This is a genomic window from Actinomadura macrotermitis, from assembly GCF_009604375.1.
Lineage (GTDB): Bacteria > Actinomycetota > Actinomycetes > Streptosporangiales > Streptosporangiaceae > Spirillospora > Spirillospora macrotermitis.
In genome coordinates, this window is record NZ_WEGH01000001.1 from 1,811,805 (window position 1) to 1,834,822 (window position 23,018).

At 74.8% G+C, this 23,018-nt stretch carries 25 protein-coding genes; 5 read left to right on the forward strand and 20 right to left on the reverse strand.

What is annotated here, in order from left to right; translation table 11 throughout:
* Positions 1-71: 71 nt before the first annotated feature.
* Positions 72-1,214 carry an Mrp/NBP35 family ATP-binding protein gene (locus tag ACRB68_RS08280; RefSeq protein WP_207709602.1) on the forward strand — a complete coding sequence of 381 codons (1,143 nt, stop codon included), beginning with the start codon at positions 72-74 and terminating at the stop codon, positions 1,212-1,214.
* Positions 1,215-1,275: 61 nt separating this feature from the next.
* Here ACRB68_RS08280 and ACRB68_RS08285 read toward each other — a convergent pair whose 3' ends face one another.
* From ACRB68_RS08285 to sigE, 4 genes are all read right to left on the reverse strand, one after another.
* Entirely contained in the window at positions 1,276-1,629 is a 354-nt protein-coding gene (locus ACRB68_RS08285) for a sec-independent translocase (RefSeq protein WP_153531502.1), read from the reverse strand.
* A gap of 91 nt (positions 1,630-1,720) precedes the next feature.
* Positions 1,721-3,391 (reverse strand): S1C family serine protease, encoded by a 1,671-nt coding sequence (locus tag ACRB68_RS08290; RefSeq protein WP_153531503.1) that lies wholly within the window; start codon positions 3,389-3,391, stop codon positions 1,721-1,723.
* A gap of 165 nt (positions 3,392-3,556) precedes the next feature.
* Positions 3,557-4,156: an anti-sigma factor family protein gene (locus ACRB68_RS40470; RefSeq protein ID WP_207709603.1), complete on the reverse strand. Its 600-nt coding sequence runs from the start codon at positions 4,154-4,156 to the stop codon at positions 3,557-3,559.
* A gap of 71 nt (positions 4,157-4,227) precedes the next feature.
* Positions 4,228-4,839, reverse strand: a complete 612-nt coding sequence (sigE, locus tag ACRB68_RS08300) for an RNA polymerase sigma factor SigE (RefSeq protein ID WP_153531504.1) — start codon at positions 4,837-4,839, stop codon at positions 4,228-4,230.
* A 232-nt stretch (positions 4,840-5,071) separates the two neighbouring features.
* Here sigE and ACRB68_RS08305 point away from each other — a divergent pair, with 232 nt between their 5' ends.
* Both ACRB68_RS08305 and ACRB68_RS08310 read left to right on the forward strand, forming a co-directional pair.
* Positions 5,072-5,677, forward strand: a complete 606-nt coding sequence (locus ACRB68_RS08305; protein WP_328593925.1) for an O-methyltransferase — start codon at positions 5,072-5,074, stop codon at positions 5,675-5,677.
* Complete coding sequence (locus tag ACRB68_RS08310; RefSeq protein ID WP_328593926.1) at positions 5,674-6,303, forward strand: hypothetical protein; 630 nt, start codon at positions 5,674-5,676, stop codon at positions 6,301-6,303. Before ACRB68_RS08305 ends, ACRB68_RS08310 begins: the two co-directional genes overlap by 4 nt.
* Positions 6,304-6,310: 7 nt before the next feature.
* Here ACRB68_RS08310 and ACRB68_RS08315 read toward each other — a convergent pair whose 3' ends face one another.
* The 6 genes from ACRB68_RS08315 to ACRB68_RS08340 all read right to left on the reverse strand — a co-directional run bounded on the left by ACRB68_RS08315 (position 6,311) and on the right by ACRB68_RS08340 (position 11,693).
* Complete coding sequence (locus ACRB68_RS08315) at positions 6,311-7,030, reverse strand: anti-sigma factor (protein ID WP_328593927.1); 720 nt, start codon at positions 7,028-7,030, stop codon at positions 6,311-6,313.
* On the reverse strand, positions 7,027-7,560 hold the full coding sequence (locus tag ACRB68_RS08320; protein WP_235959190.1) for a sigma-70 family RNA polymerase sigma factor: 534 nt from the start codon (positions 7,558-7,560) through the stop codon (positions 7,027-7,029). Before ACRB68_RS08320 ends, ACRB68_RS08315 begins: the two co-directional genes overlap by 4 nt.
* 124 nt (positions 7,561-7,684) lie before the next feature.
* Entirely contained in the window at positions 7,685-8,305 is a 621-nt protein-coding gene (locus ACRB68_RS08325) for a fasciclin domain-containing protein (protein ID WP_153531507.1), read from the reverse strand.
* Positions 8,306-8,334: 29 nt separating this feature from the next.
* Complete coding sequence (locus ACRB68_RS08330) at positions 8,335-9,870, reverse strand: molybdopterin-dependent oxidoreductase (protein ID WP_153531508.1); 1,536 nt, start codon at positions 9,868-9,870, stop codon at positions 8,335-8,337.
* Between the two features lie 87 nt (positions 9,871-9,957).
* The gene (locus tag ACRB68_RS08335) at positions 9,958-11,430 is read right to left on the reverse strand and encodes a leucyl aminopeptidase (RefSeq protein ID WP_153531509.1); all 1,473 of its coding nucleotides are present in this window, start codon (positions 11,428-11,430) and stop codon (positions 9,958-9,960) included.
* A gap of 95 nt (positions 11,431-11,525) precedes the next feature.
* A complete protein-coding gene (locus tag ACRB68_RS08340) occupies positions 11,526-11,693 on the reverse strand; it encodes a DUF3117 domain-containing protein (RefSeq protein ID WP_153531510.1) in 168 nt (55 codons plus the stop codon).
* Positions 11,694-11,966: 273 nt separating this feature from the next.
* Between ACRB68_RS08340 and ACRB68_RS08345 the strand changes: the two genes are divergently transcribed.
* Positions 11,967-12,752, forward strand: coding sequence for an enoyl-CoA hydratase-related protein (locus ACRB68_RS08345; protein WP_328593928.1), 786 nt, complete (start codon positions 11,967-11,969; stop codon positions 12,750-12,752).
* Here ACRB68_RS08345 and ACRB68_RS08350 read toward each other — a convergent pair.
* From ACRB68_RS08350 to ACRB68_RS08360, 3 genes are all read right to left on the reverse strand, one after another.
* Positions 12,749-13,711: a YbgA family protein gene (locus ACRB68_RS08350; RefSeq protein ID WP_153531511.1), complete on the reverse strand. Its 963-nt coding sequence runs from the start codon at positions 13,709-13,711 to the stop codon at positions 12,749-12,751. The genes ACRB68_RS08345 and ACRB68_RS08350 overlap by 4 nt on opposite strands.
* Positions 13,712-13,736: 25 nt before the next feature.
* Positions 13,737-14,267: an RNA polymerase sigma factor gene (locus ACRB68_RS08355; protein ID WP_153531512.1), complete on the reverse strand. Its 531-nt coding sequence runs from the start codon at positions 14,265-14,267 to the stop codon at positions 13,737-13,739.
* Between the two features lie 90 nt (positions 14,268-14,357).
* Positions 14,358-15,245, reverse strand: a complete 888-nt coding sequence (locus ACRB68_RS08360) for a MerR family transcriptional regulator (RefSeq protein ID WP_153532447.1) — start codon at positions 15,243-15,245, stop codon at positions 14,358-14,360.
* Positions 15,246-15,358: 113 nt separating this feature from the next.
* Between ACRB68_RS08360 and ACRB68_RS08365 the strand changes: the two genes are divergently transcribed.
* Entirely contained in the window at positions 15,359-16,681 is a 1,323-nt protein-coding gene (locus ACRB68_RS08365) for a cryptochrome/photolyase family protein (RefSeq protein WP_153531513.1), read from the forward strand.
* Between the two features lie 8 nt (positions 16,682-16,689).
* Here the strand turns inward: ACRB68_RS08365 and ACRB68_RS08370 are convergent, their stop codons facing one another.
* From ACRB68_RS08370 to ACRB68_RS08400, 7 genes are all read right to left on the reverse strand, one after another.
* On the reverse strand, positions 16,690-17,265 hold the full coding sequence (locus ACRB68_RS08370; protein WP_328593929.1) for a DNA-3-methyladenine glycosylase I: 576 nt from the start codon (positions 17,263-17,265) through the stop codon (positions 16,690-16,692).
* A gap of 9 nt (positions 17,266-17,274) precedes the next feature.
* The gene (locus ACRB68_RS08375) at positions 17,275-17,724 is read right to left on the reverse strand and encodes an SRPBCC family protein (RefSeq protein WP_153531514.1); all 450 of its coding nucleotides are present in this window, start codon (positions 17,722-17,724) and stop codon (positions 17,275-17,277) included.
* Positions 17,721-18,092, reverse strand: a complete 372-nt coding sequence (locus ACRB68_RS08380) for a hypothetical protein (protein ID WP_153531515.1) — start codon at positions 18,090-18,092, stop codon at positions 17,721-17,723. Before ACRB68_RS08380 ends, ACRB68_RS08375 begins: the two co-directional genes overlap by 4 nt.
* A gap of 150 nt (positions 18,093-18,242) precedes the next feature.
* Positions 18,243-19,559, reverse strand: a complete 1,317-nt coding sequence (locus tag ACRB68_RS08385) for an alkaline phosphatase PhoX (RefSeq protein WP_153531516.1) — start codon at positions 19,557-19,559, stop codon at positions 18,243-18,245.
* A 127-nt stretch (positions 19,560-19,686) separates the two neighbouring features.
* Complete coding sequence (locus tag ACRB68_RS08390; RefSeq protein ID WP_153531517.1) at positions 19,687-20,277, reverse strand: LOG family protein; 591 nt, start codon at positions 20,275-20,277, stop codon at positions 19,687-19,689.
* 39 nt (positions 20,278-20,316) lie between these two features.
* Complete coding sequence (locus tag ACRB68_RS08395) at positions 20,317-21,855, reverse strand: FAD-dependent oxidoreductase (RefSeq protein ID WP_153531518.1); 1,539 nt, start codon at positions 21,853-21,855, stop codon at positions 20,317-20,319.
* A 46-nt stretch (positions 21,856-21,901) separates the two neighbouring features.
* The gene (locus tag ACRB68_RS08400) at positions 21,902-22,891 is read right to left on the reverse strand and encodes an AurF N-oxygenase family protein (RefSeq protein ID WP_153531519.1); all 990 of its coding nucleotides are present in this window, start codon (positions 22,889-22,891) and stop codon (positions 21,902-21,904) included.
* Positions 22,892-23,018 lie beyond the last annotated feature (127 nt).

Here is a 23,018-nt window from a genome sequence, read left to right on the forward strand (position 1 = left end):
CGCCCCTGCCCGGGCCGGGTTTGCGCTCCCCGGGTCACGGGTACTCCCCGGGAGTTCATACCATGGGGGGCATGGCCCACCAGTTGACGATCGAGCAGGTGTCCGCGGCGCTCGCCACGGTCAACGACCCTGAGATCCGCAAGCCCATCACCGAGCTCGACATGGTGAAGAACGTCGAGATCGCGCCGGACGGCGCGGTGCAGGTCGGCATCTACCTCACGGTGGCCGGCTGCCCGATGAAGGACACCCTGACCAGGAACGTCACCGAGGCCGTGCAGCGGCTGGAGGGCGTCACCTCCGTCCACGTCGAGCTCGACGTGATGAACGAGGAGCAGCGCAAGGCGCTGCAGACCAAGCTGCGCGGCGGCGAGGCCGTCAAGGAGATCCCCTTCGCCCGCCCCAACTCCCTCACCAAGGTCTACGCGGTGGCCAGCGGCAAGGGCGGCGTCGGCAAGTCCTCGGTCACGGTGAACCTGGCCGCCGCCCTGGCCGCCCAGGGCCGCAAGGTCGGCGTCGTGGACGCCGACATCTACGGCCACTCGGTGCCGCGCATGCTCGGCGTGGAGCACCCGCCCACCAAGGTCGAGGACATGATCTTGCCGCCGACCGCGCACGACGTGAAGGTCATCTCGGTCGGCATGTTCACCGCCGGGAACCAGCCGGTGGTGTGGCGCGGCCCGATGCTGCACCGCGCGCTGCAGCAGTTCCTCGCCGACGTCTACTGGGGCGACCTGGACATCCTGCTGATGGACCTGCCCCCGGGCACCGGCGACATCGCGATCTCGGTGGCGCAGCTGCTGCCGTCCGCGGAGATCCTGGTCGTCACCACCCCGCAGCAGGCCGCCGCCGAGGTCGCCGAGCGGGCCGGCGCCATCGCCGCCCAGACGCACCAGCAGGTCGTCGGCGTGATCGAGAACATGTCCTACCTGACCTGCGAGCACTGCGGCGAGCGCCAGGACATCTTCGGCGCGGGCGGCGGCCAGACCGTCGCCGACGCCCTCACCCAGACCCTCGGCACCCGCGTCCCGCTGCTCGGCCAGGTCCCGATCGACCCGCGCCTGCGCGAGGGCGGCGACAACGGCAGGCCCCTCGTCCTCGCCGACCCCGACGCCGAGGCCGCCAAGGAGCTCCGCACCATCGCCGACAAGATCGGCGGGCGTTCCCGCGGCCTGGCGGGCATGTCGCTGGGCATCGCCCCCAAGGCGAAGTTCTAAGCGGCCGGGCAAGCAGAAGGCCCCGCCGGACCGTGGTCCGGCGGGGCCTTCGGCGTTCGGCTCAGGTCGCCTCGTTGTCGAAGGGCGGGCGTTCGCCGTAGTCCAGGCCCGCCCCCGCCGTGGCGTAGGGCTCGTCGTCGAAGATCGCGGCGCCGTTGGCGGTGTGGCCCGGCTCGTCGGGGTCCTCGAACAGGTGCTTGCGGACGAAGGTCTTGGGGTTGAGGTCCGCGACGTCGAAGTCCTTGAACTCCGGGCCGAGGCCCTCCTGCAGGTCGGCCTTGGCGCTGTTGGCCATCTGGCGCAGCTGGCGCAGCGCGCGGCCGGCCTGGCCGGCGGCCTGCGGCAGCTTGTCACCGAAGATCACCAGGGCCAGCACGACGAGCACGGCCATCTCGCCGATTCCGACGTCGAACAACGCGTCCTCCACAAGACCTGCCGGGGGACCGGCCCCGTCACGGGTCCGGTCCCCCCAGCGTATCCCCAGGCCGGACGGGTCCGGCCCGGGCCTAGTTGGCGGCGCCGAGTGTGAGCTCGACCGTCGTCTCCTTGCCACCGCGCTGATAGGTGAGCTTCACCTTGTCGCCCGGTGCGTGGCTGCGCACCTGCGCGAGCAGGTCCGGGGACGACTCGATCGGCTGGTCGCCCATCTTGACGATGACGTCGCCGGGCTTCAGGCCCGCCTTGTCGGCCGGGCCGCCCTTGACGATCGGCGGGACGTTGCCGGTCGGCCGGTCGGTGATGCGCACGCCGGGGCCGGGGAAGCCGGTGTCGATGCCGATGCCCAGCTGCGCGCGGCGCGCCGAGCCGTGGTTGATGATCTCCTCGGCGACCCGCTTGGCCTGGTTGATCGGGATGGCGAAGCCGAGGCCGATGCTGCCGCTCTGCTGCTCGCCGCCGAGCTGCTGGCCGCCGAGCGTGGCGATCGCGGTGTTGACGCCGATGACCTGGCCCTTGGCGTCCACCAGCGGGCCGCCGGAGTTGCCGGGGTTGATCGCGGCGTCGGTCTGGATGGCGTTCAGCACCGAGCCGTCGCCGCCCTCGCCGCGGGTGGGCACCGCGCGGTTCATCGAGGAGATGATGCCGGTGGTGACCGAGCCCTGCAGGCCGAGCGGCGAGCCGATCGCGATGACCGGGTCGCCGACCGCCAGGGCGTCGGAGTCGCCGACGGCCAGGGCGGGCAGCGAGTGCTGGCCGGACGGCTTCAGCACCGCGATGTCCGAGCCGGGGTCGCGGCCCTTGATCGTGGCGGGCAGCGTCTTCTTGTCGTTGAACACCACCTGGATCTCGCCGCCCTGCTCGGCGCCGGACACCACGTGGTTGTTGGTGATGATGTAGCCGCCGTTGACGATGAACCCGGTGCCGGTGCCCTCGCCCTGACCGGACCGCACCCGGATCATGACGACGCTCGGCAGCACCTTCTGCGCCACGCCGGCGACCGAGTCCGGCGGCCGGTTCTTGGCGGCGGGGCCGGCGCCGGTGCTGCCGCCGAGGCTGACGGTGCGGCCGTTGTCGTCGCCGGAGGCCATGACGCCGATGCCGGCGCCGACGCCGCCCGCGACCAGCGCCACGATCAGCGCCATGACGGCGAGCACGCCGAGGCCGGGACCGCCCCGCGAGGACGAGGGCGGCGGCGGCACCGGCGACCAGTTCGGGCCGCCCGGCGGCTGCCCGTAGCCGGACGCCGGCCAGGGCCCGCGGTCGTAGGGCATGCCGCCGGGGCCCGGCGGCGCGGGCGGCGGCTGCTGGTGCCCCTGCGGCGGGCCGCCCCACCCGTAGGGGGCGCCGCCCTGCCGGGGCTGCTGCTGGTCGTGCGGGACGAATCCGGGCCGGGGGCGCGCGTCCGGAGGCGGCGGCTGCTGCGAGTACGCCTGCGACTGCGGCGGAAGCGGCTTGTCCAGCATCACCGGCGGCGGGTCGTCCTGCGGGGCCGGGGTCCGCTCGCGCTCGTCCGGGGCGTCCGGCGGCGCGAACCCGGCGACCAGCCGGTCGCCCTTGCCGGGCGGCTCGGGGGCCTCCTCGGGCAGGACGATCTCCTGGTCGACCACCGTCGGCTGGGGACCCTCCGCCTTGGGCTCGCCGGGCGACTTCTCCTCGTGCGGCTCCTCAGGCCCGAACCCGGGGACGAGGTCGTCGTCCTCCGACGACGCCTTGACCGGCCCGCGGTTCTGTTCCGTCATCCCCATCTCTCCTACCGAGCATGGATCCTCAACCGTCTGCCCCCATGCTGCCCAAACCGGCATGTGGCGAACGTAAGCCTCATCTGAGCCTAGCCTGAGGACCTGATCAACGATCGCGTGCGGGCGCCACCCGGCCCTTGACCGGGTGGCGCGGGACGAGTCCGGTTACGGCTGCGGCGCCGTGGTCTGCAGGTCGGTCAGCGGGTCCGTCACCGGGGTCTCGTCGGCGATGAGGGCGTGCTCGACGGCGAACCGGTCGAAGGCCGGGCTGACGGGGTGCTCGTCGTGGCGGCCGCCGGCCGCGTAGGAGGCCCCGCCGAGCCCGATGAACAAGGTGGCGGCGCCGACGGCCAGGGCGCGGCGGCGGTGCGGGCGGACCGGCGCGGCGGCGCGGGCGCCGGCGCGGGCGAGCGGCCGGGTGTCGCGCGGCCGGGTCGCGGCCGGGCGCGGCGGGCGGGTGTGGCGGGGCACCGGCGGGATCGCCATGCCGGCGGGCAGGCCGCCGGGCACGGCGTCGGGCCTGGTGGCGCCCGGGTCGCCCAGGGCGCGCAGCCGGGCCGTCAGGTCCCCTGACGGCAGGTCCCCCGCGGGGTCGTGCAGCGGCGCGCCCGCCAGGCCGCGCAGCCGGCTCTTCAGCGCGCGCTGCGCGTCGACCTCGGCCTTGCAGTCGGCGCAGCGGGTGAGGTGGGCGAGCACGCGGTCGCGCTCGTCATGATCCAGCTCACCGTCGACCAGAGCGGTCAGACGCTCCCCCAGACAACTCACGCGGCTCCCTCATCGGTCAGATCGTCACGCGTTGGGCGCGCGGCGGCGCCCCTTGCTCGTGCGGCCGGCGCTCAGACGGCCTCGGTGGCCCCGCGCCGTTGCGGCGCGCGGTGCGCCAGTGCGGCGCGCAGCTGCGCCCGCCCGCGGTGGATGCGGCTGCGCACGGTTCCCAGTTTGACACCGAGGGTCGCCGAGATCTCCTCGTAGGACAGGCCCTCGATGTCGCACAGGACGACGGCGGCCCGGTACTCGGGCGCGAGCGCGTCGAGCGCGGCCTGCACGTCGGCGTCGAAGTTGCGGTCGTCGAACGCCTGCGCCGGGGTCGGCTCGCGGCCCTGCAGCCGCTCGGCGGCGTCGTCGGCCAGCCCCTCGAAGCGGATGCGCTGCTTGCGGCGCGCGCCGTCCAGGAACAGGTTGGTGGTGATGCGGTGCAGCCAGCCCTCGAACGTGCCGGGCGTGTAGTTCGACAGCGAGCGGAACACCCGGACGAAGACCTCCTGGGTGAGGTCCTCGGCGTCGTGCTGGTTGCCGGTCAGCCGGTAGGCGAGCCGGTACACCCGGGCCGAGTGCTGCTCGACGACCTGCTCCCACGACGGCGGGGCCCATTCCGCCTCGGGAACGTTCTCACGTGCGGCCGCGCGGGCTCCCACAGCGCCCTTGAATGTCAGTGCTGCCACTCCCATGGTGCCGGGTTGTTCCTCTCTGATGACCATTGCTGTCGCTATGGAACGACACGGTCGCGCCTGGGCTGGGGCGTTGCCGTCCGTCCCTGGCAGGAGCGGACGCCATCGCTGGTTTGAACGCGCTGAACCGCCGGTTGGTTCCCGGTCAGCGATAGGGTCTTGTCCAGCATGAGCCAGGCGGGGGTCCCGCGAGGAGGCAACCATCGACGCCATTCAGGCCACCCGGGCCTACGTGGAGGAATTCCTCCCCGAAGACGAACCGCTCCTCACCGCGAGGCGCTGGGGCGAGGACGTCGGCGCGACGCCGATCGGCGCGGCCGGCGGTGCCGCGCTGCGGTTCCTGGCGACCATGCTGAACGCCCGCACGGTCGTGGAGATCGGCTCGGGGTGCGGGGTGTCGGGCATCTGGCTGCTGCGCGGCATGGCCCGGGACGCGGTGCTGACCAGCGTCGACGTCGACCACGAGAACCAGCGGCTGGCCAAGATGGCCTACCGCGAGGCCGGTCTCAGCGCGTCCCGCACCCGGATGATCGTCGGCCGGGCGCTGGAGGTGCTGCCGCGGCTCACCGACGGCGCCTACGACATGGTGTTCTGCGACGCGGCCAAGCACGAGTACCCCGAGTACCTGACGGCGGCGCTGCGGCTGCTGCGGCCGGGCGGCGTGGTGGCGTTCGACAACGCGCTGTTCGGCGACCGGGTCGCCGACCCCGGGCACCGCGACCCCGAGACCGAGGCGATCCGCGAGGTCGGCCGGATGATCCGCGACGACGAGCGGCTGGTGCCGATGCTGCTGCCGGTCGGCGACGGGCTGCTCTGCGCCGTCAAGCGCGACCGGTGAACCAGGCGCCGCCCGTCCAGGAGTTCGAGGTGCGGACGCGGCCGACGTGGCGCGCCGCCGGGCAGGTGCTGGCCTGCGCGATCCTGGCGCTGGCGTCGGCGGGGTTCGTCTCGGGCGGGGTGCTGCGCGGCTTCGGCCTCGGCAGCGCCGCGTTCGTGCTGCTCGGCGTGGTCGGGGTGGCGCTGTTCGGGACGGCGGCGCTGGTGTCGCTCGGCGGGATGGCGGCGCGCCGCCCGGTGCTGGTGCTGGACGCCGGCGGGGTGCGGCGCCCGGCGCGCTGGCCGCTGCCGCGCCGCGCCGACCGCGTCCTGCCGTGGGACGAGGTTGCGTCGCTGGCGGCGCTGCGGCGCGGCGTGCCGGGGCGGCGCAAGGGCGGCGAGCAGGACTACCTGGTGTTCCTGCGGTCGGACGAGCTGACCGAGCTGGCCCGCACCGCGGACCGGCCGCTGCTGATCGCGCTGACGCTGAGCGACGTGCCGCCGACGGCCGCACTGCCCGAGGGCGCGGCGCAGGCGTCGCGGTGGTGCTTCGCGGTGCGGCCCGGCTGGGACGTCACGCTGCCCGAGCTGGTCAAGCAGATCCGGCAGCGGCGCCCCGTCCCCGTCGTGGACCGCCGCAGCAAGTAATCCCAGGTCAAGCGGGCAACTCGACCGCGAAGACCGGTGCGCCGGTCGGCGCCGCCGACCCGCCCGCAGGCTCCACGGTGATCCCGATCTGGGTGGCCCGGCCGACGCGCTGGATCACCACCGGCGCGGACGCGGTCGTCATCGTCCCGGCCGGCTTCGGCTCGCCCTCCCCCATCAGCCACAGCTCGTAGGTCCGCGCGGACGGCGCCCGGGCGAGGCCCGCCATCACCACCACGGCCCTGTCGCGCTGCCGCGACACCACGACGGTGCCGCGCCCGCCCGTGCTGACGGGCCCGGTGGCGGCGCGGGCGTCGGGCGCGGCGAGCACCGAGTACACCTCGTCGCGCTGCGCCTGGACCCGGTCGGCGCGCTGGTCGGCGCGGTAGGCGGCCACGCCGAGCGCCAGCATGATCACCAGGCAGGCGGCCGCGGCGAGGCCGAGCAGCGCCGGGCCGGGGCGGCGGGCGGCGGGCCGCGCCTCCAGGCGGGGCGGCGCCTGGCGGGTGCGGGCGGCCTCGGCGAGCACCTTCGCGCGCAGGCCGTCGGGCGCCCGGCCCGCCGCGGCGGCGCCGAGCCGCGCCGTGGTCTCGCGCAGTTCCCGGACCTCCTGCGCGCAGGTGTCGCATTCGGCGAGATGCGCCTCGAACTCGCGGCGCTCCTCCGGGTCGAGCGCGTTCAGGGCATAGGTGCCCGAAAGGGTGTGCACGGTGTGCGAAGGCTGCGTCACCGGTTCACCCCCAGGCAGTCGCGCATCCGGATCAGCCCGTCGCGCATCCTCGTCTTCACGGTGCCCAGCGAGGCGCCGAGCAGTTCGGCCACCTCACGGTAGGTGTAACCACCGTAGTAGGCCAGCGTCACCGATTCCCGCTGCAGTTCCGTGAGGCCGCCGAGGCAGCGGCGGACCCGCTCGGCCTCCATCCGCGCCTCGGCCTGCTCGGTGACCTCGTCGAACGCCGGGACGTCCGCGCGGTAGGCGCGCTCCTCCCGGTCCGAGGCGGCCTGCGCCGAGCGGACCCGGTCCACCGCGCGGCGGTGCGCCATGGTCATCGTCCAGGCCAGCGCGCCGCCCCGGCCGGGGTCGAACCGCGACGCGGTGCGCCACACCTCGACCAGCACCTCCTGGGCGACCTCCTCGGCCTGCGCCGGGTCGCGCAGGACCCGCAGGACGAGCCCGTAGACCGGCCCCGAGACGTGCTCGTACAGTTCGGCGAAGGCGCTCTCGTCGCCCCGGGCGACCCGGCCGACGAGCCCGGCCAGATCGTCCTCGGGGCCGGTCCCGCGGCCGGGGCCGCGGAACCGGGTGTCGCGCGCGTGCGGTAGGTCCACAGGAGCCATTCGTAGCCGGGTGCCTGCACGGATTGGTGGCGAACCGCTCATCGGGTCACTTCGGCATCAGGACCGAGTCGATGATGTAGACGGTCGCGTTGCGCGTCGGCACGTTCCCGCAGACCACGTTGGCGGTGTCGTTGACCTTGTAGGACTCGCCGGAACCGGAGGTCATGACCTGCCCGCCCTGCAATGACTTGAAGTCGCCGTTGGCCAGGGCGCTCGGGGCCTGCTTCCCGGGCACCACGTGGTAGGTGAGGATGCTCGTCAGCTTCTTCTTGTCGGCGAGCACCGCGTCCAGGTCCTTCTTGGGGATCTTGGCGAACGCGTCGTTGGTCGGCGCGAACACGGTGATGCCGGCCGCCGAGTTCAGCGTGTCGGCCAGGCCCGCCTTCTTGACGGCGGTGACGAGCGTGGACAGCGCCGGGTTGTTGGACGCGGCGGTCGCCACCGGGTCCTGCGCCATGCCGGCGAAGCTGCCCTTGCCCGAGGCCGGCACCGAGGAGCAGGCCGGGCCGAACGGGCCGGTCGCCGCCGGGCCGCTCGCGGGCGCCGCCGCGGACGACGAGGCCGGCGGCGCCGCGGAATCGGACTTGTCGTCGCCGCCGCCGCAGGCGGCCAGGCCGAGGGCGAGGCCGGTGGCGAGGAGGCCGGAGCCGAGCGTGCGCATCTTCATGATCGTTTCCTTTGTTCCGTAGTGCCGGGTCACGTGATCGTGACCACGGTGGAGTGCCGGCCCGAGGCCCCGGAGGGGAAGGGCTCGGCACGTTGAGAGGTCTGGACCGCGCCGGTGCCGTCGATGGCACGCGCCTCGATCCGGTGGTTGCCGGGGGCGGCGTCCCATTCCAGGAACCACTGCCGCCAGGTGTCGGTATTGGGGACCGGTGCGAGCCGGGCGCGCCGCCAGGGGCCGTCGTCCACCCGCACCTCGACCGCGTCGATGCCCCGGTGCTGCGCCCAGGCGACCCCGGCGATCGGGACCCGGCCCGCCTTGATGTTCGCGAACGCCTTCGGCAGGTCGATCCGGGCCATCGTCTTGATCGGGGCGTGGTCGGCCCAGTCCCGCCGGGTCCAGTACGCCCGGTCGTCGGCGAAGCGGGAGACCTTGAGGTCGACGACCCACTTGGTCGCCGACACGTAGCCGTACAGGCCGGGCACGACGAGCCGGGCCGGGAAGCCGTGCGCGACGGGCAGCGGCTCGCCGTTCATGCCGACCGCGAGCAGCGCGTCCCGGCCGTCCAGGACGGCCGGCAGCGGGGTGCTGACGGTGAACCCGTCGGCGGACCGGCTGAAGACCTGGTCGGCGCCCGCGCGCACCCCCGCCTCGCGCAGCAGCCCGGCGAGCGGCACCCCCAGCCAGCGGGCCTGCCCGGCGTAGGGGCCGCCGACCTCGTTGGACACGCAGGTCAGCGTGATGTCGTGCTCCTCCAGCGGGCGCCGCAGCAACTCGGCGAAGGAGATCTCGAACGGCCGGTCGACCAGGCCGTGCACGCGCAGCGTCCACTGCTCCGGATCGACCTGCGGCAGCACCAGGTTGGTGTCGACGCGGTAGAAGTCCTTGTTCGGGGTGACGAACGGGGTGAGGCCCGGGACGCGCAGGTCGGCGCCCGCCGGCAGCGGCGGCGCGGGCTTGGCGGCGGCCGGCAGCCTGACGGCGCGGCGGGCGGCGGCGACGTCGCGCCGGGAGGTCAGCACCCGCCCGAGCGTCCCGGCCGACGCCGCCACCGCCGCCGCCCCGCCCGCGGCGGCCAGGAACACGCGACGGCCCGCGTCACTGTCCACGCCGCGTACCCCGGCCGCCGGGGCGAGGGAGAGCAGCAGGAACAGGGCCGCGATCCCGGCGATCATGCCGAGCAGCACCGGGACCGTGTCCGCCGGCCCGGCGACCGGCCTGGTCAGCGCCGCGACGGCGCCGAGCAGCCCGAAGGCGGCGAACCCCGCGGCGCCCGCGGCACGGCGGAACCGTCCCGCCACGCCGAACAGCGCCGCGAAGACGGCCGCGCCCGCGGCCAGGCCGCCGAGCAGCACCTGCTTGTCGTGGGTGCCGAAGGCGCGGATGGCGAAGTGCTTCAGCCACTCGGGCGTCAGGTCGATCCCGGCGCCGCCCACCGCGATGAGCGGCGCGGCCTGCGGCCGGACGAAGGCGGCGGCCAATTCGGCGACACCGAGCGCGACCGCGCCGGCGAGCACGCCGGCCAGCGCCGCGATCAGCAGGCCGGGCCGCTCTCCCTCGTTCCTCATGACCGCTATTCGGAGCGGCCGCCGGCGCGGATTGGTCGGGGAACGAAAAAAGCCCCCGCGATGGCGCGGGGGCCGTTTCCAGGCAGGTCAGGCGGTGCCGCTCAGCCAGTCCAGCAGGAGGCGGGCGCCGAAGCCGGTGGCGCCCTTGGTGATCTCGGCGTCGTCGCCGGTGGCGCGGCCGGGGCCGGCGATGTCCAGGTGCGCCCAGGCGCGATCGCCGACGAACTCGCGCAGGAACAGCGCGGCGGTGATCGCGCCACCGCCGTAGCCGCCGCGGCCGATGTTGTTGATGTCGGCCACGTCGGAGTCGATCGCGGCGCGGTAGTCCTCCACCAGCGGCAGCCGCCAGAGCGGCTCGCCCGCGGCGCGGCCGGCCTCGGTGAGCGCGTCGGCGAGGGCGTCGTCGTTGGCGAACAGCGCGCCGTGCCGCAGACCGAGCGCGACCTTGGCGGCGCCGGTCAGCGTCGCCACATCCACGATCACGTCGGGGTCCAGCTCGGCGTCGGCGTAGGCGAGCGCGTCGCCCAGCACCAGCCGGCCCTCGGCGTCGGTGTTGAGGACCTCGGAGGTGGTGCCGCCGAAGTGCGTGATCACGTCGCCGGGCCGCATCGACGAGCCCGACGGCATGTTCTCCGCCGCCGCGACCAGCCCGGTGACCTTCGCCCGGACGCCGAGGTCGCGCAACGCACCCATGACCGCGATGACGACGCCGCCGCCCGCCATGTCGGTCTTCATGAGCTTCATGTTGTCGTTGGGCTTCAGGGACAGGCCGCCGCTGTCGAAGGTGATGCCCTTGCCGACGAGCACGACGTGCCGGTCGGCGTCGCCCGGGTCATAGGAGATCTCGATCAGCCGGGGCGGGCGGGGCGAGCCGGCGCCGACCGCCAGCAGGCCGCCGAAGCCGCCCTCGGCGAGCTCCTTCTCGTCGCGCACCCGGACCGTCAGCCCGGCGCCGCCGGCGAGCCGCGAAGCCCGCTCGGCCAGCCAGGACGGGTCCTTCTCGCCCGACGGGGTGTTGGCGAGGTCGCGGGCCAGGGCGGTGGCGCCGGCGCGGGCGACGCCGCGCGCGAGGGCCTGCTCACCGGCGGCGGGGCCGGCCTCGGTCAGCACGATCAGCTCACCGAGCGGGCCCTTGTCGGGCGGAGAACCGCCAGCTCCGTGCCGGGAAGACACTGTGAAGGTGTAGGAGGCGAGCAACGCGCCTTCGACGAAGGCGGCCAGGTCGCCGTCCGGCACCCCGGCCGCGAGGGAGGCGCGGCCCTTGCCGCGCCTGGCGACCGCCGCGCCCGCCTTGCGCAGGTCCGCGGGTCCGGCGTCGCCGACGCCGTACAGCAGCAGCTCGCGGATCTCCCCGCCGACCCGGACGGGGGTGGAGACGATCTCGCCGGGCTCGCCCTTGGCCTTGTGCAGGCCGAGCAGCTCGTCCAGGGTGAACGGCAGCTCCGCGGCGATCTCGGCGGCGGGGGCCGCCGGGCCGGAGCGGACCGGTACCGCGTAGACCTCCGCGGGCACCTGCGAGAGGCGTCCGTCGGCGGCGCGCACCCGCGTCTCGATCGGCATGGTCGGTGGTCCCCCCGGTGGTGTTGCGGTTCAGCGTGGGCGGCGCGGGTCCCGGGCTCGCCGGGACCTGCACCGCGTCCTAGGGCACGAGGCCGTCAGCCCACGACCTGCTTGAGGGCGTCGCCGAGGTCCTTGGCCTCATCAGGGGTCAGCTCGACCACCAGACGGCCGCCGCCCTCCAGCGGGACCCGCATGACGATGCCGCGCCCCTCCTTGGTCACTTCGAGCGGACCGTCTCCCGTCCGCGGCTTCATCGCCGCCATGCGTGCATCCCCTTCCTGCCTAGGGCCGCGTGGGGCCTCCGGGCACCGTTGGCCGCGTGGCCGCCTGTCGCATCCGCGTCATCAGTAGTGGTCCATTATCTCGTGTTCCGGGCGCGAAGTGGTAACGATCAGCATCCAGATCGGGCGAACAGGGCCTGCACCGGCCTCCTGCCACGCCGTTCCCGGACGCGCGGGGGGTGCGGCACTTGCCCGGCGCACCCCGTTTCGCCGATCGTTGCCGGGGAGCGTCCCGAACAGATTGCGAGGACAACGGTGTCTGAGAGCGTGCGGTACGACCTGGCCGGCGATGTGGCGATCATCACATTGAACCGGCCGGAGGCGATGAACTCGCTGACCGACGAGATGAAGGTCGCGCTGCGGGCGGCGGTGGAGCGGGCGGCGGCCGACCAGGGCGCCCGCGCGGTGCTGCTGACCGGGGAGGGACGGGCGTTCTGCGCGGGCCAGGACCTGCGCACCCACGCCGACCACCTCGCGGCGGGCCGGGGCCTGAACGGCACGGTGCGCGAGCACTACAACCCGATCGTGGAGACCATCGCCACGATGGCCAAGCCGGTGGTGGCGGGCGTGAACGGCGTCGCGGCCGGGGCCGGGATGTCGCTGGCGCTCGCCTGCGACCTCGTGGTGGCCTCGGAGAAGGCCTCGTTCGCCACCGCCTTCACCAGGATCGGCCTGGCGCCCGACAGCGGCCTGTCGTGGACGCTGCAGCGCCTGGCCGGCCGCGCCAAGGCCGCCGAGCTGCTGCTGCTCGCCGAGCCCGTCAAGGCGCCGCGGGCGCTGGAGCTCGGGCTGATCACCGAGGTCGTGCCGGCGGACGAGCTGCCCGCGGCGGCGCTGCGGCTCGCCCAGCGGCTCGCGGCGGGCCCGACCGCCTCCTACGCCGCCGTCAAAGCCGCCCTGAACCACGCCGCGACGAGCGACCTGCCCGCCGCGCTGGAGCAGGAGGCCGTGCTGCAGGACGAGCTGGCCCGCACCGCCGACCACCGCAACGCCACCGAGGCGTTCCTGAAGAAGGAGCAGCCGGTCTTCGAGGGCCGCTAGCGGGGCGCGAGGGCCGCCGGGAAGGGCTCGAAGTAGGTCTGGGCGTCCAGGTAGGCGATGTCCTCGCCCCGGGCGTGGTGCCGCAGCAGGGCCATCGGGACCTCCAGCGGCACCTCGCCCCGCCCGTACGCCTCGATGACGCCGGTGATGTCGTGGCGGCGGGCGTCGTCCAGCACCCGGCTCATCGGGCTGTAGACGTGCATCAGCGCGTTCACGTGCCGGCCGCGCGGGGGCCGGTGCGCGAACGCGGCGGCGAAGACCTCGGTGTAGTCGGCCGCCAGCTCGGCCCGGGGCCGGTCGCCCGCCCGCGCCACGATCCGCCCCGCCGCCCGGTAGCCCTCCGGGTCGTGCGCCAGCATCTGCAGCTTGTGCGCGGAGTGGAAGGCGACCAGGTCGCGCGGCGCCCAGTCCCCCTCGAACAGCGCGCGCAGCCGGGCGTGGGCGAAGATCCGGGTGAGGAAGTGGGTGCGCAGCACCGGGTCGTTCAGCCGCCCGTCCTCCTCGATCGGCAGGGCCGGGCGCAGCTCGGCCAGGCGGGCCGCGAAGATCCCGGCGCCGCGCCGGTCGACCGGCATGTCCTTGCGGTAGCGCGACACCCCGCGCGGGCCGCAGCTCGGCGAGCGGGACTTCAGCACCCAGCCGTCCAGGTCCGGCAGCGCCGCCGCGCGCCGCTCGGCCAGCTCCGTCATGGCGGCGGTGTGGTCGTGCGCCCGGTCCTTGGTGGTGAGGCGGGGCTCGCCGGTGTCGGTGGTCAGCCGCAGCGTGGGCCGGGGCGCGCCGAGCCCGATCTCCATCTCCGGGCAGACCTGGACCCAGTCGACGTACCCGGCCAGTTCGTCGGTGAGGAAGCGGTGGCGGCTGTGGCCGCCGTTGTAGCGGACCGGTTCGCCGAGCAGGCAGCTGGACACCGCCACCTTCGGCCGCGGCACGGCCTGCCGCGGGATCGGCTGGATGAGCATGGTCTCCCCCTGTCGTGAAGGCGGCTCAGGCCCCGAGCAGGACGCCGAGGCGGCGCAGGCCGCGCGCCGTGCGCGCCTTGACGGTGCCGAGCGGGGCGCCGAGCCGCCGCGCGATCTCCCGCTGGCCGAGGTCCCCGTAGTAGGCGAGCACGAGCGCCTCGCGCTGCGCCGCGGGCAGCGCGGCGAGCGCCCGCCGCACGTCCTGGCGGCGGGCGATCCGGTCGGCGGCGTCCGGCGCGGGGCGCTCGGTCGCCGCGGTGAGCGGCAGCGCCGGCGGCGGCAGCGCGCGCAGGTGGTCGACGGCGCGGCGGCGGGCGATGGTGAGCGCCCACGCCTCCAGGCCGCGGTCCGGGTCGAACCGGTCCCGGCAGCGCCACAGTTCCAGCAGCACCGACTGGATCACGTCGTCGACCAGGTCGGGCGGCACCCGGTGGCGCAGGAAGCGGCGCAGCGCCGGGCCGAGCGCGGCCTGGCACTCGGCGAGCGCGTCCTCCTCGCCGCGCGCGAGCCGCCGCGCCGCGCCCGCTGTGGCCGTCGTGGCCGCCCGCCGCTCCATCGCGTTCCCCCCGCCGAAAACCTCTTCAAAACTTGTTCATAGTCCGGTTCGCGGGCGCGCGCAACCCACGCGGGGCAATGAGCAGGGAGATCAGTCCAGGCCGAGGGCGGCGCGGGCCGCGGCGACGGCGCCGGCGTAGGTGCGCACCCGGCGCGTCCCGGCGGGCAGGGCGCCGTCCGCCCAGCCGGGCCCGCCGACGATCAGCCGCAGCGCCGGGCGGGTGCCCGGCAGGTCCGCCAGCGGCCGGGGATCGCCGGTCTCCGCCGTCGACGACCAGACGAACACCGCCGCCGGGCCGGTGCGGCGGATCGCGCCCGCGAGCGCCGGATAGGGCACCCGGGCGCCGAGCACCCGCACCTCCAGGCCCTCCTGCGCGAGCCCGGCGCCGAGCGCCTGCACCGGCAGGCTGTGCTGCTCCTCGGGGGCGCAGGCGAGCAGCACCGGCCGGGTCGTCACCGGCGGCCCCGCCGCCGCGGCCACCGCGGCGAGCGCGCCCAGCACGCAGTCCGACAGCAGGTGCTCCACCTCGACCGGGACTCCGCCCGCGGCCTGCCGCGCGCCGATCTCGATCAGCGCCGGGGCGAGCAGCCCCGGCCAGGCGCCCGCGACGCCGTCGCGGTCCAGCGCGTCCCGGACGAGCCGCCGCATCGCGGCGGCGTCCATCGCCGCCGCGGCCCGCACCAGCGCCCGGACCGCGGGCGCCTCCCCCGCCGGGACGGCCGCGGCCGGCGGCGCGGGCGGCGCGGCCAGCTCGCCGGGTCCGGCGGCGCGCGCCGCGCGGGCGGCCTCCTCCGGCGGGACGCCGCCGAGGATGAGCCGCTGCATCAGCTCCAGGCGGGCCACGTCGGTCTCGTCGTAGCGGCGGTGGCCGCCGGCGGTGTGCCGGCTCGGCGCGATCCGGTAGCGGCGCTCCCAGGTGCGCAGCGTCGAGGGCGCGACGCCGAGCCGGCGCGCGACCGCGCCGACCCCGAGCCCCATACCGGTCACCGTGCCACCTCCCCGCCGGGCAAACCCTAGGCCCCTCAGGGAAATCGCGGGCGGATCGCGTGCCGGTTGCAACCGGAGGCGGGTCCGGCCGCGAATACCGGCCGATGGACACCTCGGTCATGCTGTTCACCCGCGACCTGCGGGTGCGCGACAACCCCGCCCTCGCCGCCGCGTGCCGCGCGCGCCGCGTCGTCCCGCTGTTCGTGTTCGACGACGCCCTGCTGGCCCGCTCGCCCAACCGCGCCCGCTTCCTGGTGGACGCGCTGGCCGACCTGCGCGCGACGCTGCGCGGCCTCGGCGGCGGGCTGCTGCTGCGGCACGGCGACCCGGCCGAGGAGGCGGTGCGCGCGGCCCGGGAGGCCGGCGCCGAGAAGATCTTCCTGGCCGGCGACGTCAGCCGGTACGCCGCCCGCCGCCTCGCCCGGCTGGAGCGGCTGGCGGCCGGGGAGCGCGTCGGGGTCGAGACGCATCCGGGCGTCACGGTCGTGCCGCCCGGCGCGGTCACCCCGGCGGGCGGCGACCACTACCGGGTGTTCTCGCCGTACTGGAAGGCGTGGAGCGCTGCCCCGTGGCGCTCCCCGGCCCCGGCGCCGCGCCGCCTCCAGCCGGTCGACCTGTCCGACGGCGCCGCGCTGGAGGCGATCGCGGAGCGGTTCGCCGCGGGCGCCTCCCCCGAACCGCCCGAGGGCGGCGAGACGGCGGGCCGCCGGCGGCTGCGCGCCTGGCTGCGCGACGGCCTGGCCCATTACGGCGACGACGACCTGGCGGCGGACCGCACCTCGCGGCTCGGCCCCTACCTGCGCTTCGGCTGCGTTTCGCCGCTGGAGGTGGCGGCGGCCGCGCGCCGCGACGACGGCGAGCCGTTCGCCCGCCAGCTCGCCTGGCGCGACTTCTTCTACCAGGCCACCGCCGCCTTCCCCGGCCTCGGGCACACCGACTACCGGCCGCGCCGCGCCCCCTGGCACGACGACGCCGACGCCCTGGCCGCCTGGCGCGAGGGCCGCACCGGCTTCCCGATCGTGGACGCCGGGATGCGCCGGCTCCTGCGCGAGGGCCGGATGCACAACCGGGCCCGGATGATCACCGCGTCGTTCCTGACCCGGAACCTGCTGATCGACTGGCGGGCCGGGCTGGCGCACTTCGACGCGCTGCTGGTGGACGGCGACCTGCCGAACGACGCGGGCAACTGGCAGTGGGTCGCCGGCACCGGGCACGACACCCGCCCGAACCGGGTGCTGAACCCGCTGCGGCAGGCCGCCCGGTTCGACCCGGACGGCGCCTACGTCCGCGCCTGCATCCCGGAGCTGGCGGGCGTGGCGGCCCCGCTCGTGCACCGCCCCTGGGAGCTGCCCGCCGAGAGGCGGCGCGGCTACCCCGCCCCCATCCTGGACGTCCGGGACGGCAAGGTGGTGAGCCCGGCGCCCTAGGGCGCCCCTCAGCGGCAGGCGCCGCGCCGGTGGCAGCCGGTGAGGTGGTCGTCGACCAGCCCGCACGCCTGCATCAGCGCGTAGGCGGTGGTCGGGCCGACGAACCGGAAACCGTGCCCCTTCAGCTCCTTGGCCAGCGCCGTGGAGGCGGGCGTGGACGCCGGGACGTCGGCCAGGCTCTCCGGCGCGGGCGCGCCGGGGTCGGCGTACTTCCAGATCGTCGCGGCGAGCCCGCCCGGCAGCTCCAGCGCCGCGCGGGCGTTGCCGATCGCCGCGGCGATCTTGGCGCGGTTGCGGACGATCGCGGCGTCGTCCATCAGCCGGGCCACGTCGTCAGGGCCGAACGCGGCGACCTTCGCCATGTCGAACCCGGCGAACGCGGCGCGGAACCCCTCGCGTTTGCGCAGGATCGTCAGCCACGACAGGCCCGACTGGAACGCCTCCAGGCAGAGCCGCTCGTACAGGCCCTGGTCGTCGCGGACCGGGCAGCCCCACTCCTCGTCGTGATAGGCCACGTATTCGGGGGCCGACAGCCCCCACGGGCAGCGGCCCAGCCCGTCCTCGCCGACGATCGCGATGCTCACCCGCCGTTCCTACCGCACGCCACCGACAGAACGCGCCGCGAGGCGGCTGAGGCGCCGCAGCCCGAGCCCCATGAAAGCCCGCACGACCGGCCCGGCGACCAGCCAGCCGGCCCGTCCGAGCGGCCCGAGCGGCAGCTCGACCAGCTCGGCCCACACGATGCGGCTGCCGCCGTCCGGCAGCGGCTCGACCCGGAACCACGCCTCGCCGCGCACCACGCGCCCGGTGTGGCGGACCGCGACCCGGCGGCCCGGCCGCCAGTCGGTGATGACCATGGTGTCGAGGAACCCCAGCGGGCCGACGCCGGTCCACCCCCGCACCTCCGCGCCGTGCCCCCGGCCGCCCTCGGCGCGGGTGAACGGCATCCACTCGTCGTGCCGGGGCCAGTCGGTCAGCACCGCGAACACCCGCTCGGCGGACGCCGGGCCGCTCGCCTCGGCGTGCACGGCCACCCGGCTCATTCGTCCTCCTCGCGTTCCACCTTGGTCAGCTCGACCGGCTCGTCCCACGGCAGCGGCGGCGGTTCCTCCCGCCCGCCGGCGCGCAGCTCGGCGAGCTGCCGCTCCAGCGCGGTCACCTGCGCGTCGCGCTCGGCGAGGGAGTACGCCATGCGCCGCATCGCCTCGTCGGTGAAGGCCGGGTTGTAGCCCCACAGCGAGTGCGGCGGCCGCAGCTCCGCCGCCTCCGCGCCGGTCAGCGGCCGCCCGCTGAACGGCGGCAGCGGCACGTGGTCGGGCTGGATGCCGGCCAGCTCGCCGCCCTTGCCCATGGCGAGGGCCACGACGGCGCCCAGCACGGCCAGCCCCGCCAGGACGAAGACCACGACCACGATCGGCTCCTTCTGCCTGCGTCTCCACCTGTATGCGTCTCCGCAAGACGATCGTGCCACGGCCAAGGTCATGAAGCCGCATCCGACCGGCCGCCCGGACGCGAACGAGCCCGTCCCCCGCGCCGGGGACGGGCTCGCGGGCGCCTCCGGTCAGCCGCGCAGGCGGTGCCAGGGGCCGGTGATCGCGAAGGTCACGCCGGGCCCCTCCTGCCGGTTGGCGAACAGGACGCGGCCGTCGGGCGAGAACGTCACGCCGGTGAACTCGCTGTCGTTGAAGGCGTTGCGCGCCATCGCGAACGGCTTGTTGGCCCGGGTGGTGCCGATCAGGTGCTGCTCGCCGTCGCCGTCCTCGGCCAGCATCACGCCGCCGCCGTAGGGCGAGACGGTGATGTTGTCGGGGCCGTCGAAGCGGCCGCCCGGCTTGAAGATCAGCTCCAGCTCGATGGTCTCGTGGCGCGGGTCGTACACCCAGACCTGGCCGGCGTGGTCGGCGGCGGCGCCGCTGGCGGTCTTGGAGAAGCTGGCGACGAAGTAGGCCTTGCCGTGGCCCCACCAGGCGCCCTCGAGCTTCTGGCTCCGGGTGATCTTGTCGAACTGCTTGCGGGTGGAGGTGGCGGCGGCCGACGGGTCGGGGACCGGCAGCCACTTCACCTTGAGCCGGGTGCCGGGCTCCTGGACCGTCGACAGGTCCGGGACGTCCGGGATGTACATGGCGTCGAGCTGGCCGCCCGCCTGGTAGGAGTGGTACTCGCCGCGGTGCGCGCGCGGGCGGAACCGGTAGAACAGCCCGAACGGCTTGGCGGCGTCCTCGGTCAGGTACGCGATGTGGGTGTGCGGGTCGATCGCGACGGCCTCGTGCGCGAACCGGCCGAGCGCCGTCAGCGGCTCGGGCCTGGTGCGGCGGCCCTTGGGGTCGACCTCGAAGACCCAGCCGTGCGACTTGGTCTGGCCGGTGAAGCCCTCGGTCTCCTCGCAGGTCAGCCAGGTCCCCCACGGGGTGCGGCCGCCGGCGCAGTTGACGGCGGTGCCCGCGAGGCTGACGTACTGCGACAGCAGCCGGCCCTCGTGGTCGACCTCCAGCGTCGTCGTCCCGCCGTTGGCGGCCGGGTCGTAGGTCAGCTCGGGGCCGGCGACGGCGCGGGTGCCGTTGTTGCTCTGCTCGTGGTTGCGCACCAGGCGGGTGCGGAACGGGCGGCTGCCGGGGAAGGTGGCGGTGCCGTCGTGGTGGCCCGGCACGACGACGCCGTTGCCGATCGGGTCCCCCTCCTTGGACAGCTCCCGGTAGGAGAAGCCCTTCGGCAGGTCCAGCACGCCCTTGGGGTCGGCGACGAGCGGCCCGTATCCGTAGGCCTCACCGACGTCGGCGCCGGCGGACGTCTGGAAGATCGAGTCGAGGCTGCCGGCCAGCGCGATCGACAGGGCGCCGGCGGCGCCGCCCTTCATCACTCCGCGTCGGGAGACGGACATGGGGGTACTCCTTCAAGGTCGGATCACGCCGGAGCCTGGTCCGTCTCCTTGAACCCCGTGTGAACGACCCCCGTCCCGCCGAAAAACCCCCAGGACACACTCGCTTTTTCCGGGAGGAATCGCCGATTTACGGCTTGGCTTCGGCGTAGTCCTCGGCCGTCGGCTCCAGCGGCGGCCGGGGGCGCTCCAGCAGATCGAACGCCTCGGGGACCGACGCCGTCCAGCCGATCGCATCGAAGATCTTCGCGCGGGCCAGGCCCTGCTCGACCAGGCCCGTCATCAGCTCGCGCAGCGGGTCGTACACCCCGGTCGGGTCCAAGACGACCAGCGGCTTGTCGTGCATGCCGAGCACCCGGGCCGTCCAGATCTCGAACAGCTCCTCCAGCGTGCCGATGCCGCCGGGCAGCACCAGGAAGGCGTCGCTGCGCCGGTCCATCTCGCCCTTGCGGCTGCGCATGTCGGGGGTGACGACCAGCTCGTCGCTGGCCTCGTCGGAGATCTCCACGCTGACCAGCGCCTGCGGGATCACCCCGACGGTGCGCGCGCCGCCCTCGCGCGCGGCCCGCGCGACCGCGCCCATGCACGACACCTGCGCGCCGCCGCTGACCAGGCTGTGCCCGCGCCGCGCCAGCTCGGCGCCGGCCTGCGCGGCCAGCTCCACGTGCGCCGGGTCGACCCGGCTGCTGGACGCGCAGAACACGCAGATGGCGATCCCCATGGGCGTTCCTCCCCCGTCGCGGTCGGTCCCCCGTTCCTATCAGACGGGTGCGGCGGCCGTGCGGCGGGAACCGACGAGCCGGGCCAGCTCCGCCGGGTCGGGCAGGGCGCGGCGGCCCTCCTTCAGGTCCTGCACCAGCAGCCGGACGGTCTCCTGCGCGCACGTCTTGTTCGTGCCGAGGAAGCCGGTCGGCCCGCGTTTGATCCAGCCGGTGGCGTAGACGCCGGGCAGCGGCGCGCCGCCGGGCGCGTCCAGGACGCGGCCGTCCCGGTTGGGGACGATCCCGGCGGACTCGTCGAACGGCACGCCCGGCACCGGGACGCCCCGGTAGCCGATCGACGACAGCACCAGGCCGGTCTCCAGCACCTCGGACTCGCCGGTGACCCGCACGCGCGTCTCGTCCCCGGGCACGGGCTCGGTGCGGGCCAGCTCGACGCCGCTCGCCCGCTCCTCGCCGGCGACGCCGACGGGCGCGGCGAAGTAGCGCAGCACGATCCGCTTGCGGCCGGGCGCGGGCGCGGGCCGCCCGGCGACCTCGCGCAGCAGCCGCAGCTTGTGCGCGGTGGCGTGGTCGTCCGGCTCGGGCCCGGCGGCGGCCAGGTCGGCGGGGTCGACGACCAGGTCGGCGTGCGGGTTGCCGATCAGGCCGATCAGCTCGGGCAGGGTGAACGCCGACTGCGCCGGGCCGCGCCGCGCCGCGATCACGACCTCCTCCACGCCGCCGGCGCGCAGCGCCTCCAGCGCGGGGCGGGCGATGTCGGTGCCGTCCAGCGCGTCGGGGTCGGTGGTGAGGACGCGCGCGACGTCCAGCGCCACGTTCCCGTTGCCGATGACCACCACGCGCGGGCCGGACAGGTCGAACCGGGCGCCGGCCTGGCCGGGGTGCCCGTTGTACCAGGCGACGAACTCGGTCGCGGTGGCGACGCCGGGCAGGTCGTGGCCGGGCACGGCGAGCCGCCGGTCCGACGACGCGCCGACCGCGTAGACCACCGCGTGGTGGTGGGCGAGCAGGTCCTCGTGCGTCAGGTCGCTGCCGACCTCGACGCCGGTGAACAGCCGGAAGCCGACCTGCTGGCGCATCCGGTCGAACAGCCCGGTCACCTGGCGGGTACGCCGGTGGTCGGGCGCGACGCCCGCCCACGCCAGCCCGTAGGGCACCGGCAGCCGCTCGAACATGTTGACCTGCGCGCCGGGGACGGTGAGCAGCTCGTCGGCGGCGTACATCGCGGCCGGGCCGGAGCCGACGATCGCGACCCGCAGCGGCTCGCGGCCGGCGGGCGCGGGCAGCGGCGGGGTGACCGGCGCGAGCAGCGGGCGCTCGCCGCGGTCCTTGTAGAAGTCGGCGTTGATCTGCACGAAGGGCAGCTCCGACGGGGCCAGCTTGGTGTGCGGGGTGATCGCCTCGACCGGGCACGCGGAGACGCAGGCGCCGCAGTCGACGCACGCCGCCGGATCGATGTAGAGCATGTCGGACGTGTGGAAGTCCGGCTCGTCCGGGGTGGGGTGGATGCAGTTGACCGGGCAGGCGTAGACGCAGGAGGCGTCACCGCAGCACGACTGCGTGACCACGTGAGGCATGGCGAGGGGGTGTCCTTGCGTTGCGGGAGAAGAGGGGAACCGAACCTTATGCGGCGGCGTGGACGCGCCGGTCGGGCTCGCCCCGGTACCGGGACGCCTCGCCGTCGATGCCGAAGGCGCGCCACACGGCCTTGGCGACCGGGTTCATCAGGTCCAGCTCCTCGGCGAGCATCCGCACGTCGCCGAAGAAGCCGCGCCTGATCTGCTTGGAGCGGGGGTTCTTCCAGAACGCCTCGCGCATCACCTTGCGCGGGATGCCCGTCTCCTTGGCCAGCCGGCGCGGCGGCGTCATGATCTCGTCGGCCAGCCAGCGCATGACGATCGGGAACACGATCGAGGTGGCGCCGCGGGCGATGGGCCCCTGCCGGGAGATGCGCTTCTGCAGGTACATGTGCGCGAAGGAGATGTGCCGCGCCTCCTCGGCGATGTGGATCTGCATGGTGCGCAGCACCGCGGTCGGGATGTTCGCGCCCTCGCGGATGAGGGACTTCTGGGTGTGGTCGATCGGCTCCTCACCGGCCAGGATGCCGATGAACAGCACCGTCGGCACGAGGCCGCCGAGGACGCCGAGCCACGGCGCGACCAGCCGGAGGCTGAACCGCATCCCGGGGGCGTCCACGCCGATCCGGTTGACCAGCTCCTGGAACATCTGGATGTGGTTGCACTCCTCGGCCATCTCGTGGAGGCAGTACCGGAACTCCTTGGAGCCGTTCGGCATCGTCATGGCGACGTGCATCATGCCGCGGATCAGGATGCTCTCGAAGGCGAGGCCGACCTTGCAGACGTTGGCCTGGCGCCACATGCCGATCTCCAGCTGCTTCTCCAGCGGCTGGCTCTGGTACCAGGGGTGCGCGCCGAGGGGGTCGCTCGTCTCCGACAGCTTCCACCTCGGGTCGGCGGGGTCGATGGCGAACTCGGGGCTGTCCCAGTCGATGTCCAGGTACGGGTCGAACCGCCGGGTGACCGAGCCCTCGGACAGCGTGCTCAGCTGCTCGGCGTACTCGCCGGCTCCCACCTTCTGCTTGGACTGCACCATGGACGCCTCCCAACGGTTTGTCGCGTCCGGCCTACCCGGCCATCGCGGCGTTACACTTGATGCAGTAACCGTAAACTTGCACTGACCGCCCGGTCAATGCCGGGAGCGCCCGATTCGCCCGTGTCAG

Coding starts and splice junctions, on each gene's coding strand:
- ACRB68_RS08280 (WP_207709602.1), top strand. CDS start 72: ATGGCCCACCAGTTGACGATCGAGCAGGTGTCCGCGGCGCTCGCCACG.
- ACRB68_RS08290 (WP_153531503.1), bottom strand. CDS start 3,391: ATGACGGAACAGAACCGCGGGCCGGTCAAGGCGTCGTCGGAGGACGAC.
- sigE (WP_153531504.1), bottom strand. CDS start 4,839: ATGGGAGTGGCAGCACTGACATTCAAGGGCGCTGTGGGAGCCCGCGCG.
- ACRB68_RS08325 (WP_153531507.1), bottom strand. CDS start 8,305: ATGAAGATGCGCACGCTCGGCTCCGGCCTCCTCGCCACCGGCCTCGCC.
- ACRB68_RS08330 (WP_153531508.1), bottom strand. CDS start 9,870: ATGAGGAACGAGGGAGAGCGGCCCGGCCTGCTGATCGCGGCGCTGGCC.
- ACRB68_RS08335 (WP_153531509.1), bottom strand. CDS start 11,430: ATGCCGATCGAGACGCGGGTGCGCGCCGCCGACGGACGCCTCTCGCAG.
- ACRB68_RS08340 (WP_153531510.1), bottom strand. CDS start 11,693: ATGGCGGCGATGAAGCCGCGGACGGGAGACGGTCCGCTCGAAGTGACC.
- ACRB68_RS08350 (WP_153531511.1), bottom strand. CDS start 13,711: ATGCTCATCCAGCCGATCCCGCGGCAGGCCGTGCCGCGGCCGAAGGTG.
- ACRB68_RS08355 (WP_153531512.1), bottom strand. CDS start 14,267: ATGGAGCGGCGGGCGGCCACGACGGCCACAGCGGGCGCGGCGCGGCGG.
- ACRB68_RS08360 (WP_153532447.1), bottom strand. CDS start 15,245: ATGGGGCTCGGGGTCGGCGCGGTCGCGCGCCGGCTCGGCGTCGCGCCC.
- ACRB68_RS08365 (WP_153531513.1), top strand. CDS start 15,359: ATGGACACCTCGGTCATGCTGTTCACCCGCGACCTGCGGGTGCGCGAC.
- ACRB68_RS08375 (WP_153531514.1), bottom strand. CDS start 17,724: ATGAGCCGGGTGGCCGTGCACGCCGAGGCGAGCGGCCCGGCGTCCGCC.
- ACRB68_RS08385 (WP_153531516.1), bottom strand. CDS start 19,559: ATGTCCGTCTCCCGACGCGGAGTGATGAAGGGCGGCGCCGCCGGCGCC.
- ACRB68_RS08390 (WP_153531517.1), bottom strand. CDS start 20,277: ATGGGGATCGCCATCTGCGTGTTCTGCGCGTCCAGCAGCCGGGTCGAC.
- ACRB68_RS08395 (WP_153531518.1), bottom strand. CDS start 21,855: ATGCCTCACGTGGTCACGCAGTCGTGCTGCGGTGACGCCTCCTGCGTC.
- ACRB68_RS08400 (WP_153531519.1), bottom strand. CDS start 22,891: ATGGTGCAGTCCAAGCAGAAGGTGGGAGCCGGCGAGTACGCCGAGCAG.